This is a genomic window from Paenibacillus sp. W4I10, from assembly GCF_030816325.1.
GTDB lineage: Bacteria > Bacillota > Bacilli > Paenibacillales > Paenibacillaceae > Paenibacillus > Paenibacillus amylolyticus_B.
Genome location: NZ_JAUSXX010000001.1, coordinates 4410685 through 4423806 on the forward strand (window position 1 = coordinate 4410685; position 13122 = coordinate 4423806).

6 protein-coding genes, 2 rRNA genes, 1 pseudogene and 1 riboswitch are annotated in these 13122 nt (G+C 47.4%); of the genes and pseudogenes, 1 reads left to right on the top strand and 8 read right to left on the bottom strand.

The window, feature by feature from the left end; translation table 11 throughout:
* Nucleotides 1–179 precede the first annotated feature (179 nt).
* Nucleotides 180–281, bottom strand: a riboswitch (purine riboswitch).
* Nucleotides 282–551: 270 nt separating this feature from the next.
* The 4 genes from QF049_RS19775 to QF049_RS19790 form a co-directional block, all read right to left on the bottom strand.
* Entirely contained in the window at nucleotides 552–986 is a 435-nt protein-coding gene (locus QF049_RS19775; RefSeq protein WP_047840488.1) for a universal stress protein, read from the bottom strand.
* A gap of 169 nt (nucleotides 987–1155) precedes the next feature.
* Complete coding sequence (locus QF049_RS19780; RefSeq protein ID WP_017690702.1) at nucleotides 1156–1419, bottom strand: DUF1294 domain-containing protein; 264 nt, start codon at nucleotides 1417–1419, stop codon at nucleotides 1156–1158.
* Between the two features lie 126 nt (nucleotides 1420–1545).
* A complete protein-coding gene (locus tag QF049_RS19785) occupies nucleotides 1546–1683 on the bottom strand; it encodes a hypothetical protein (protein ID WP_167483854.1) in 138 nt (45 codons plus the stop codon).
* A 161-nt stretch (nucleotides 1684–1844) separates the two neighbouring features.
* Nucleotides 1845–3974 (bottom strand): DNA topoisomerase III, encoded by a 2130-nt coding sequence (locus tag QF049_RS19790; RefSeq protein ID WP_307539962.1) that lies wholly within the window; start codon nucleotides 3972–3974, stop codon nucleotides 1845–1847.
* A 372-nt stretch (nucleotides 3975–4346) separates the two neighbouring features.
* Here QF049_RS19790 and QF049_RS19795 point away from each other — a divergent pair, with 372 nt between their 5' ends.
* Complete coding sequence (locus QF049_RS19795; protein ID WP_307539965.1) at nucleotides 4347–6281, top strand: amidase family protein; 1935 nt, start codon at nucleotides 4347–4349, stop codon at nucleotides 6279–6281.
* Nucleotides 6282–6457: 176 nt separating this feature from the next.
* On the opposite strand, the gene QF049_RS19800 is transcribed toward QF049_RS19795, so the two are convergent.
* From QF049_RS19800 to QF049_RS19815, 4 genes and pseudogenes are all read right to left on the bottom strand, one after another.
* The gene (locus QF049_RS19800) at nucleotides 6458–7465 is read right to left on the bottom strand and encodes a ketoacyl-ACP synthase III (RefSeq protein WP_307539967.1); all 1008 of its coding nucleotides are present in this window, start codon (nucleotides 7463–7465) and stop codon (nucleotides 6458–6460) included.
* 361 nt (nucleotides 7466–7826) lie between these two features.
* A pseudogene (locus tag QF049_RS19805) lies at nucleotides 7827–9324 on the bottom strand (alpha/beta hydrolase family protein).
* Between the two features lie 396 nt (nucleotides 9325–9720).
* Nucleotides 9721–9837 (bottom strand): 5S ribosomal RNA (rrf, locus tag QF049_RS19810).
* Between the two features lie 76 nt (nucleotides 9838–9913).
* A 23S ribosomal RNA gene (locus QF049_RS19815) occupies nucleotides 9914–12841 on the bottom strand.
* Between the last annotated feature and the right edge of the window lie 281 nt (nucleotides 12842–13122).

The window sequence follows — 13122 nt, forward strand, 5'->3', positions numbered from 1 at the left end:
CCCGTCTGAGCTTTTTTGATTACATCTGGTATTAATGAATTCATTTAACGTGTGAAATGAAAAAATCCGCTACCCGCGAAAACATCACATTTTCTCCGGACACCGGACTCCAAGAAATACGTATCCCTCATTTGGGCATGCCAAAAGGGGGCTTGCTGTCCGCATCTGGTTGCATGCGACTCTCAGCCGTATCTCCTCGTAGTCCGGAAATTTACGGTTCCCGGGTAGATACTTCCGGGCCCTATTCCCGGCGTTATACGAGCAAATATCTATCAAACTATCTTCGTTCATTTTTGTAATCTCTTATTACACATTTCGTTCCTACTCGACCTTATTCTTACCTGATCGACACATCTAACATTCTAACAATCCCCTACAGCTAATGTCAACTTAAAGACGAACATTTAACATATTGACAAATATAATGTTCGGGAATTGCTTCTTTAAATTCGCTTAACCATCCATTTCATCCCATAAAAGAAAGCCGGCTCCTCTTCAATCTCTCGAAGACAACCGGCTTCCTGTTTTTCAGTGCGTACACACTTCATCCATTATTTTACGATCAGTACTGGAACCTGAGCATGCTGCACCACATTGTGACTAACACTACCCAGGACAAATTCCCGAATACCACCCAGTCCGCGGCTACCAATAATAATGATATCAGAATCATTTTCTTTGGCAAAATCAAGCAATACTTCCGCTGCCGCTCCTTGAATCAGATCCACATTGGCCGTTACACCCGCAGCCTGAATTCGTTCTTTCGCTTCATCTGTTGTCTGCACAGCCAGATTGTAGTAGTCATTATTAAGTGAAGGTGGCAGTGGAGCCAACCCCTCACCTATGAATACACGCGGGAAATCAAAAGCATGAATGACATCCAGTACTGCATTTGGGGACACTTTCGCTAGCTCAATCGCACGATCAAGTGCTTTATTTGAAGCTTTGGAACCATCATAAGCCACTAATATTTTGGAAAATAACATGTGAATCCCGTCCCTTCCTTTATATGTAGAGCACGCGAAGCAAGCTTCGGTCTGACATGTAATAAACTAACAAAACCATATAACTCCTTAAACGTTCCAGAGCCACAATGAACCATTTATACGAATGAATTTACATATGAAACCACAGTATGAACGGTTACGCCTGTGTTCATTGGATAAAGTAACCATAGATTACCGCATTCAAGAATAACAACAACGGAATGCCAATGGTGAAGCTGGGATGTTTAGTCTTATGCCTTTTCCGATACATCGCGATCCAGACTCCCAAAGCACCGCCTATAAATGCTAATAAGAATAACGTCCGTTCGGGTGTACGGTCACGACGCTGTTGTGCACGCCTCTTATCATCCGACATCACCAGATAACCAACTACATTAATAAATAAAAACCACAATATAAGTCCGGTTTGCATATAATTCTAGCGATCCCCCTGTCCCGGGACATCTCCCTGTCTCCATTATAGTCCTCATCAGAGACATGTTCAACGCACCGGGTAGGGAACCGGAAATTTGTGTAATAACGCTAACTTCGCTCTGACCTAAGACTCCTGTTTTGGAATACCGTTCAGGCTTGGTACTCTTTTGGCTGCTTTGTCCGGGCGCACAGCGATACTCTCTTCCCGAATACTGTCTTTGTTTTGCTGGTTATGGATTTTCTCTGGTTTGTTATGCGGCATATAGGTATCACCTCCTTGGCTTACGTTGCCTGAAAACGGAGGATCTTATACGACTTTACAAGTATGAATAGAAAAGTCTCAATCAGTTTATTTGGAGTAAATAAGTAAATCATTCACATGGTTCTAATGCACGAGGTACGACCTCAACTACCTCAAGCGTGTTACTTTCCCTTTTTCTCCATAGCCGCCTTCAGCAAATCTCCAAGGTTAGACCCAATGGACTCCTGTTTCGCATATTGTTTTACCAGCTTTTGCTGATCGCGTTTGTTCACATGCTGTTTGTCCTTATCCAACGTTTCTGTAATACCACAAGGTAGACATTGTACGTATAACCCCGCCTTGCCTTCTTTGATTTCCATCTTTTTGTGGCACTGCGCACAACGACGATTGGACAATCTTTTCTCTGCCGAACGACGATATCCACAGTCCTCGGTAGGACATACCAGAAACTTGCCTCGCTTGCCTTTCTTCTCCAACAACCGTGCGTTACAGTCCGGGCAATGGCTATTGGACACATTATGCGGCTTGTACTCTGCTTTGCTGCCTTTTACCGTAGACACCAGCTCTTTCGCCATTGAACGAATACTATCCAGGAACGGTCCTGGTTTCCCTTGCCCACGTGCAATTCGTTCCAACTCAGCCTCCCAGCGAGCAGTCAGATCCGGTGTACGAAGCTGCGGAGCAGCCAGTTCAATCAACTGTTTTCCTTTGTCAGTCGGGTGCATGCTGTTGCCTTGACGATCTATTGTATCGGAACTGACAAGCTTCTCTATAATATCCGCACGTGTAGCCGGAGTACCGAGTCCATGCTTTTCCATCTGGGAAAGCAAAGCAGCTTCGGTATACCGTTTGGGCGGCATCGTCCGGCCACTTTTAATATGACAACGCTGAACCGTCACGGACTGTCCTTGCTGCACATCTGGCAAAAGCGCACGCTCATGGTCTGCTGCATCATCAGCCCGGTCATCGTCATCATCGCTGTAATCGCCGCCGTATACTTCACGCCATCCACTTTCTTTCACCGTTGTACCTTTAACATGGAAGGAGTCATTCCCCACCTGAACCGTGATCGCAACCGAATCGTACTTCGCTGCCGGATAGAACAGGCTGATAAAACGACGCACAATCAGATCGTACAGTTTGCGTTCCTCTGGATTCAATTGATTCAGAAGCACCGTTTGCTCCGTAGGGATAATCGCATGGTGATCCGTAACTTTGCTGTCATCCACAATACGTTTGGTGATATTCAGATTTTTGCGCAGCAAAGGACGTGCCAAAGACGCATAAGGTCCAATGGCTATACTGTCCAGCCGTTCCTTCAATGTAGCTGTCATATCGGAAGTCAGGTACCGGCTGTCCGTACGTGGGTACGTCACGAGTTTGTGCTGTTCATACAGACGTTGCAGGACATTTGATGTTTGCTTTGCAGAGAAACCATATTTCCGGTTGGCATCCCGTTGCAGTTCCGTCAGGTCATATGCCAGTGGATGTGGCTCTACTTTCTCACTTTTCTTCACCTGGGCAATCGTGCCCTTGCGCCCGTCTACCCGCTTCTTCAATTCTTGCGTTTCTTGAGGGTTGAAAATGCGTGAATCTCCCCCTGCTGCCCGCCACACAGCCTGAAAATCGCCCAAATCTGCCGTTAACGTCTCATACTCCTGCGAGCGGAAACTATTAATTTCATTTTCTCTATCCATAATCATGCCCAAGGTCGGAGTTTGCACCCGTCCAGCAGACAACTGTGCATTGAAACGAACGGTTAGCGCACGGGTCACGTTAAGTCCAATCATCCAGTCGGCTTCCGCACGGCAACGTGCAGATTCATAGAGACGATCGAACTGACTACCTGGCTTCAGCGAAGCAAATCCGTCTTTGATCGCCTTATCAGTCTGGGATGAAATCCACAGGCGTTTAAAAGGTTTTTTCCACCCCGCCATCTGCATGATCCAACGGGCCAGCAATTCTCCCTCACGGGCCGCATCCGTCGCAATGACCAGCTCACCTACATCCTGACGCTTCATCAACTGCTGTACTGCTTTATATTGGTGGTTGGTCTCTTTAAGTACCTTCAGTTTCGTACGCTCAGGCAGAATGGGCAGGTCCTCCAGATTCCATGTTGCATACTTTTTGTCGTAATCCTCTGGTTCAGCTAATCCAACCAGATGCCCAAGCGCCCAAGTAACGATATATTTCGGGCCTTCCATATAACTTTTATGTTTATCACGCGCACCCATGACTCTGGCTATTTCGCGTGCTACAGATGGTTTTTCTGCGAGTACCAATGTCTTCAATTCATATCTCTTCCTCTCTGGTAGAACGTTATGTCTCTTTTATTCCTATCTTTTCATTATATCATTTCACACTAAAGGTATGCTCTGTCATCTCTACTTCCTAATCTACTCGTATCCTGTAACCTCATGTTTAATCAACATAACAAATTTATGTTATATTTCTTAACATTAGTATATGTAATAGTTTTTCTGAGTACATGTAAACAGTAGCATGAATAAGTATTACCACTGTAAAGTATTGATGTATACGTTTTTTTGGATAAATATAAACCTTGTAAGATTACCTAACATAACTATACAATGTGTCAAAAGCATAGAAACAGAATCGCTGCTAACACACATCAATGAGACACAGGAAGGGAGCGTGGATGCATGACTTATCATGGATCTGTATTGAAAAAAAGTGGGGCTTTGTTACTGGCGGGAGCTGTTGTTGCCACAACATGGGGAGGAACGGTGCCTTCGGCATCAGCCGCAACGGCAACGCCTACAAGTAAAACAATAGTAGCTACTGTATCCAAAGGAAAAGCGCCTGTTACTCCGGCAGCATTTGTTCAGGCCATGGAAGAAGCGGCGACACTTGCAGGTGTTCCTTTTACCATGGATAAACTCTCCGGCACAACCGTACAACGTAAAGATGCTGCGGTCGCCCTGCAACAATGGCTCAAGCTGGATTCGACTACCGAATCATTCAAAGATGTCCCAGATGAAGCCACTTTCGCAAGTGCTGTTGGTGCATTAAATACCACAGGGTTAATGAAAGGTTATACCGATTCCCTCTTCCTTCCAAACGCTGTACTTACCGAGAATGACCTATCCATACTGAAAGACCGCATTTATAACTACATAAAACCGTTTGTTTTGGAGGAAGCAACCATTATGGATCTCCAGGCCGCAATGACACAAGGAAAACTGACATCCAAAGAACTGGTTCAGAAATATCTGGACCGCATTGAAAAATACGATGATCAAGGTGTAAGCATAAATGCCGTATTAACTCTGAACCCGGATGCACTTCAAATTGCGGAGCAATTGGATGAAGAACGTGCAGCTCAAGGTGCCCGCGGACCTCTGCATGGCGTTCCGATTTTGGTGAAAGACAATTTCGATACCAATGACATGCCGACAACCGCAGGCTGTATCTGTCTGAAAGATTCCATTCCTGCTCACGATGCTGAACAAGTGAAGAAACTCAAAGCAGCTGGCGCCATTATTTTGGGCAAAACAAACCTACATGAATTCGCATTTGGCATCACGACATCCAGCTCATTGGGTGGACAAACACTTAACCCTTACGCCTTGGATCACTATCCAGGTGGCTCAAGCGGTGGAACAGGCGCTGCCATTGCATCTAACTTTGCCGCAGCCGGCATGGGTACAGACACTGGCGGTTCGATCCGAATCCCTTCCAGCTTCAACAGCCTCGTGGGTATCCGCCCAACCATCGGACTATCCAGCCGTGAAGGCATTATTCCATTGGCTTTGACACAGGATGTCGGTGGACCAATGGCTCGTACCGTAAGTGATGCCGCAATCATGCTGGATGCTACAGCCGGCTATGACAAAAAAGATGTCGCTACAGCTTACGCGGTTGGGAAAATCCCTTCCAGCTACACTGATTTCTTGGATGTAAACGGGTTGAAAGGTGCACGCATCGGTGTGGCCACAGAACTCATCCCAAGTACCAAAGCTGAAGAAAAAGCCGTTGCTGACGTAATCAACACAGCTGTTGAAGAATTGAAGTCACTTGGCGCTACCGCAGTACCAATCTCTATCCCGAACTTAGCTGAGATCAACAAATACCCAAGCCTTAGTGGATATGAATTCAAGTTTCAGCTGAATGACTATCTGGAATCATTGGGTGCAGATGCTCCATATCACAGTCTGTCCGAGATCATCGCTTCCGGAGAGTTTGATAAGTCCCAAGAACAATCCATGAAGACTAGGGATGCACGCCAAACCCTGGAGACTACCGAATATAAGGACATCATACTGAAACGTACCCAAGTTACACGTGAATCCTTGCTGAAAGTAATGGCAGATAATAATCTGGATGCAATCATCTATCCTACGTCCACACAAGCCGCTGGTGTTATTGGCGAAGGACAAAACTCCGGTGGTAACAACCGTTTGAGTCCTTTCTCCGGCTTCCCGGCGATCACGGTCCCTGCCGGTTTCACAACCGATGGTTTACCTGTAGGCATGGAATTCCTGGGTCGTGCTTTTGATGAAGGAACCTTGATCAAGCTAGCGTACAGCTACGAACAAGGGACACATCACCGCCATGCACCTAAGCTTACGCCGTAAAATATTTACGGGATTAAGCAATTCCGGTTAACACAAAAAAATAGATGCAATCATATCACTTTTTTTGAAACGAGTTAACCCACTAAAGAGACCACCCTCTTCATGACTACATGAAGTTTGGGTGGTCTCTTTTATTTTCTCTATTTATTTTTGTATTGCATACCGTCGTATGTTACTCATTCCTGAACCTTGTCCAGCACGCCCCATTTCAGCACCAGACCTGCGTACGTCAGACCACCACCAAAGCCAAAGAGAGCTACACTCTGTCCTTCTTTCAATTTCCCTTCATCCACTGCAAGCTGTAAAGCAAGCGGAATGGACGCAGCAGATGTGTTCCCACGATACTCTACACTGGTTAGAGTACGTTCCAAAGGAACCAGACCACGTTCGCAAACAGCTTCAATCATTCTCATATTGGCACTATGCGGGACAAACCAGTCAATCTGGTCAGGGCTTAATTCAGCTTTCGTTATCAGCTTATCCAATTGCTCTGGGATCGTCCGTACAGCCCACTTATAAATCTCTCGCCCATTCTGAACAAGGCATCCCTCACCCTGCAAAGGCACACCATTCATCTCAGAAGACAAGCCAGTCTTATAGAGATGTACACCGCCTTCTCCATGTGTACCTGATATGGCTGCCATAAAGTCACCTTCAGCACCCGATGATCTCTCCACCAAGAAGGCCCCCGCTCCATCACCAAACAGTACACAAGTCGTGCGGTCTGTGTAATCCGTAATTTTGGATAATGTCTCTGCTCCAATAACCAGTACTTTGCGGTACATTCCACTGGTCACCAGACTGTCGGCTAGCTGTAGTCCGTAGGTAAAACCTGCGCATGCAGCATTTAAATCCAGTACACCCGTGTGTGGGATCTTAAGATTAGCCTGTACTCTGGATGCCGTACTTGGGAAAGCATATTCAGGTGTACTTGTAGCGACAAGGATCATATCCACATCTTCTACACTTACATCATAACGACGTATCATATCTTCTACAGCCTTCGTAGCCAGGTCAGATACAAATTGATCTTCAGCTGCAATTCGCCGTTCTCTCATGCCTGTACGTTGCACAATCCATTCGTCACTTGTCTCGACTAATTTCTCCAGATCAGCATTCGTTAATATTCGATCCGGTACATACGTTCCCATTGCCGTGATGGTTGCCTTTGATTGATGATTCATACCGGTAGTCACCTCACTTGTTTTTTACCATTATAGCACTAAGTCTTAGAACTTGGTACTAATTTATGAGAAGACAGCTCGATTCTTTGCGAAATATAAAAGATGTACTCTCCTTGCTCCGCATAAAAACCGAGCCATCTCCACACCTCAGAATCAATCTTGCCTTCAAGTAAAATACAAGATACATCTGCGTGGAAGGATGGAAGCATCGTTCAAGAGCGTTCAACACTAACTTTTGCCCGACTGCCGGACTGTGGTTGTGTCCTGGCATATTGGGCAGCCACGCTTGAGGAAACGAATACAATATCACATAGAGAACAGGCTATCGCAGAATCGGCAGCCTGTTCTCTAATTATAATAGCTAGTTTACGAACTTCACCTCCGGAAAGCGGCTATCCGGTCCTTTCATTAAGTTTCCGCCTTGATTTTTCAGATACATATCGAAGAAATCCAGCATATAGGCATTGATAACGGAGTTCGCTCTTTCGGGCGCAATCTTTCCTGTAATACCCAGCATGTTGAAAATCGGAGAAATGAACTGTACATCGGCAAAATTCAAATGCTCCGTATTATCGATATAGAGGACTTGTCCCCCTTCGTCGACCGTTTCGCGCATCCGTTCAAGCTCTAACTTTTTATCTTCCGTTACTTGATCCTCCCACTCTCTTGTCGAGCCCATAAGGTTAAGCTCTGCATCCGTGTAGACCCGGTTATCCATCACCCTTTTTAATTTTTCGGAATAGCTTTCCGAGTTGATGAACAAAAACGGCTTTCGCAGCCCTTCTCTTTCACGCAGTCGATAAAGCCCTCCATCTAAGTCTATTCCAACCGTGATTCTCGGATCGTAAGAAGCGTCATAGGCCGTCGCTCCGCCTATGGAATGACCGAACACCCCGACATGACCGAGATCGATCCTCCCTTTTAGATGACTTGGAATCTGCCCCGATTGAATGAGGTCGAATTGGTCCAGCACAAACACCACATCTTCGGTTAAAACTTTTCCCAACTTGTCTCGAACTCCCCTTCCCGTCTGGTAATCATGATCGGGCGAGAATAAGTTGTCGGTTGTGCTGGTCGTGATTCGACCGTCCGGAAACTTGGTCGCAAATGTATTGTAGGTGTGGTCGATCACAGCCACGATATATCCGTGACTCGCGAGATTTTCGGCTTGCGACGTGTGGAGAAACCTGGAAGAGACGTTTCCAGGATTTGCAAGTATTAACGGGTATGAGGCCTGTTCCGAAGAGACTTCGCCCCCCGAATATGAATGACTGGATACATACTTCAGGTGTTGGAAAGTAAACCCAGGAAGACCAAAGTTCTCCCCCATATAAGATAAAATCCGGGTATCAGGGATAAAGGGAGCGTACTCCCCAGTACCGGCTTCAGTCGGATACCATACCTGAACCATCAATTCTCTCTTGCCCGTCGTGGTTTTTCCAAATGTCTCCTCTCGGTTAGGGTCGACGAAATGGAAGACTTGCGTACCTACCTTCAACTTGCCGGTTGGCGCCGGAAGGTCGAATACGGGAAACACATAGTTAAGGCACGCTGTTGCGATTAACCCAATCACAATTAAAAGGGGACCCAGCACTCTACGGATTCGCGAGGTAGTCCGTACGGCTTTCTGCGTTATGAAAACATTTATAATTGAAAGCATAAGCATCAGGATCGTAAATCCGTATAAAAATAAAAGCTGAACCCTGTATCCTTCGACAAGAAGATGTATCACTAAAAAAATGGAGCCTGCTCCGCTTGTCAGGAGCAAAGCAGATCTCCTGATACGTTGATTGAAAAATAAATGGGATTGCCAACAAAAAAACACTTGAAAAGAACAACAATATATCAAAAAGCCTCACGACAACTCCCCCTAAAAATTAATCCCATCGATGGATAGGATTAATATACAGGAGCAGCAAGATTGATACCTATTGATCTAGATTACAATCGCCTTACACTCTTGTAAGATTGTTGTAGGTTGCCTACGATGGGGCAGAAAACAGCATGTTATGTGCTGGCTTCCTCCTTTCGGCAAGATTAGTTTGTTTGTTTGTTTGTTTGTTTGTTTGTTTGTTTGTTTGTTTGTTTGTTTGTTTGTTCATGTACCCAGGTTGCTGGTTAAGTGCACATCTGGGTATCTGAGGTGAATTGGGTAATAAAAAAACAGCCCATCAAATCTGAGCTGTTCCTAATTTCATAGATCCAATTAGACAAAAATAAAAACCACCACCGAATAACATCGGCAGTGGTTCTTTGCTTGGCGGCATCCTACTCTCCCAGGACCCTGCGGTCCAAGTACCATCGGCGCTAGAGGGCTTAACGGTCGTGTTCGGGATGGGTACGTGTGGAACCCCTCCGCCATCGCCACCAAACGCATAGCTTACATTTCAGAGATCGTTCTCTGAAAACTAGATTCGAAACGAAACATGCGAATTATCACTTGCATATTTGGATAAGCCCTCGACCGATTAGTACTGGTCAGCTCCATGCATTGCTGCACTTCCACCCCCAGCCTATCTACCTCGTCGTCTTCAAGGGGTCTTACATACTGGGAAATCTCATCTTGAGGGGGGCTTCACGCTTAGATGCTTTCAGCGTTTATCCCGTCCGTACATAGCTACCCAGCGGTGCTCCTGGCGGAACAACTGGTACACCAGCGGTACGTCCATCCCGGTCCTCTCGTACTAAGGACAGCTCCTCTCAAATTTCCTACGCCCACGACAGATAGGGACCGAACTGTCTCACGACGTTCTGAACCCAGCTCGCGTACCGCTTTAATGGGCGAACAGCCCAACCCTTGGGACCTACTTCAGCCCCAGGATGCGATGAGCCGACATCGAGGTGCCAAACCTCCCCGTCGATGTGGACTCTTGGGGGAGATAAGCCTGTTATCCCCAGGGTAGCTTTTATCCGTTGAGCGATGGCCCTTCCATGCGGTACCACCGGATCACTAAGCCCGACTTTCGTCCCTGCTCGACTTGTAGGTCTCGCAGTCAAGCTCCCTTATGCCTTTGCACTCTTCGAATGATTTCCAACCATTCTGAGGGAACCTTTGGGCGCCTCCGTTACTCTTTAGGAGGCGACCGCCCCAGTCAAACTGCCCACCTGACACTGTCCCCGCACCGGATTACGGTACCAGGTTAGAACCTAGATACGATCAGGGTGGTATCCCAACGTTGCCTCCACGGAAGCTTGCGCTCCCGTTTCAAAGGCTCCCACCTATCCTGTACAGATCGTACCCAAATTCAATATCAAGCTGCAGTAAAGCTCCATGGGGTCTTTCCGTCTTGTCGCGGGTAACCTGCATCTTCACAGGTATTAAAATTTCACCGGATCTCTCGTTGAGACAGCGCCCAAGTCGTTACGCCATTCGTGCGGGTCAGAATTTACCTGACAAGGAATTTCGCTACCTTAGGACCGTTATAGTTACGGCCGCCGTTTACTGGGGCTTCGGTTCACAGCTTCGGGATTACTCCCTAACCACTCCCCTTAACCTTCCAGCACCGGGCAGGCGTCAGCCCGTATACTTCGCCTTACGGCTTCGCACAGACCTGTGTTTTTGCTAAACAGTCGCTTGGGCCTTTTCACTGCGGCCCCCTCGTGCTATTCACACTACCGGGGCACCCCTTCTCCCGAAGTTACGGGGTCATTTTGCCGAGTTCCTTAACGAGAGTTCTTCCGCGCGCCTTAGAATACTCTTCTCGCCTACCTGTGTCGGTTTGCGGTACGGGCACCATCACCTGGCTAGAGGCTTTTCTTGGCAGTGTGAGATCATGACCTTCGCTACTATAATTTTCGCTCCCCATCACAGCTCAGCCTTACGATGTGCGGATTTGCCTACACATCAGCCTCACTGCTTAGACGGACATCCATCAGTCCGCGTCACTACCCTACTGCGTCCCCCCATTGCTCATAACGGCTTACGGTGGTACAGGAATTTCGACCTGTTGTCCTTCGACTACGCCTTTCGGCCTCGCCTTAGGTCCCGACTTACCCTGAGCGGACGAGCCTTCCTCAGGAACCCTTAGGCTTTCGGCGGATCAGATTCTCACTGATCTTTTCGTTACTCATACCGGCATTCTCACTTGTATAATGTCCAGCGCTCCTTACGGTACACCTTCAACCCTTATACAACGCTCCCCTACCCCTGATGCAAAGCATCAAGCCATAGCTTCGGTGGTGTGTTTAGCCCCGTTACATTTTCGGCGCAGAGTCACTCGACCAGTGAGCTATTACGCACTCTTTCAATGGTGGCTGCTTCTAAGCCAACATCCTGGTTGTCTGTGCAACTCCACATCCTTTCCCACTTAACACACACTTGGGGACCTTAGCTGATGGTCTGGGCTGTTTCCCTTTTGACAATGGATCTTAGCACTCACTGTCTGACTCCCGGAAGTAAGTCTATGGCATTCGGAGTTTGACTGAGCTTGGTAACCCTTGCGGGCCCCGCACCCAATCAGTGCTCTACCTCCACGACTCTGTTTTCCGAGGCTAGCCCTAAAGCTATTTCGGGGAGAACCAGCTATCTCCGAGTTCGATTGGAATTTCTCCGCTACCCCCACCTCATCCCCGCATTTTTCAACATGCGTGGGTTCGGGCCTCCAGTGCGTGTTACCGCACCTTCACCCTGGACAGGGGTAGATCACCCGGTTTCGGGTCTACGTCCACGTACTACATCGCCCTATTCAGACTCGCTTTCGCTGCGGCTCCGGCTCTTCACCTTAACCTTGCACGGGAACGTAACTCGCCGGTTCATTCTACAAAAGGCACGCCATCACCCCTAAAACGGGCTCTGACTTTTTGTAAGCACACGGTTTCAGGTTCTATTTCACTCCCCTTCCGGGGTGCTTTTCACCTTTCCCTCACGGTACTGCTTCACTATCGGTCGCTAGGAAGTATTTAGCCTTGGCAGATGGTCCTGCCGGATTCATACGGGGTTTCACGTGCCCCGCACTACTCGGGATCCGTCTCGGAGGGAACCAACTTTCAACTACAGGGCTTTTACCTTCTTTGGCGGGCCTTTCCAGACCTCTTCGCTTAACCGGTTCCTTTGTAACTCCATGTGAGACGTCCCACAACCCCAAAGAGCAAGCTCTCTGGTTTGGGCTTCTCCGCGTTCGCTCGCCGCTACTGACGGAATCACTATTGTTTTCTCTTCCTCAGGGTACTTAGATGTTTCAGTTCCCCTGGTATGCCTCTACATAACCTATGTATTCAGTTATGAGTAACTGGAAATTACCCCAGCTGGGTTTCCCCATTCGGACACCCCCGGATCAAAGCTTGCTTACAGCTCCCCGAGGCAGTTTCGTTGTTCGCCACGTCCTTCATCGGCTCCTAGCGCCTAGGCATCCTCCGTGTGCTCTTAGTAGCTTAACCATTTTGTTCCGGTTTCGGTCGCTCGCTTCCCTTGGTTTGGACTGCGTCCAAATCCAAAAGTCGCTCTCACCCGATACCATCACAAAAGCAATTTAACTACCTTTATACACTTGACTTGTTTGCACAAGTTCAGCTTAAAGGAATGTTCTAATTCGCGTTTGTTTCGTTTCGATATCTAGTTTTCAAAGAACAAGCTCCATGCAAAAGCAAGCTGTTTGAGAGTTTGAGCTCTCAAAACCGAACAACGAGTGAGTGTTTTGCAGCTAAGCTGCGTATTTGAA

Excerpts from the sequence above, each read along its gene's own strand:
- QF049_RS19775 (WP_047840488.1), bottom strand. The coding sequence starts at position 986 with ATGTTATTTTCCAAAATATTAGTGGCTTATGATGGTTCCAAAGCTTCA.
- QF049_RS19780 (WP_017690702.1), bottom strand. The coding sequence starts at position 1,419 with ATGCAAACCGGACTTATATTGTGGTTTTTATTTATTAATGTAGTTGGT.
- QF049_RS19785 (WP_167483854.1), bottom strand. The coding sequence starts at position 1,683 with ATGCCGCATAACAAACCAGAGAAAATCCATAACCAGCAAAACAAAGAC.
- QF049_RS19795 (WP_307539965.1), top strand. The coding sequence starts at position 4,347 with ATGACTTATCATGGATCTGTATTGAAAAAAAGTGGGGCTTTGTTACTG.
- QF049_RS19800 (WP_307539967.1), bottom strand. The coding sequence starts at position 7,465 with ATGAATCATCAATCAAAGGCAACCATCACGGCAATGGGAACGTATGTA.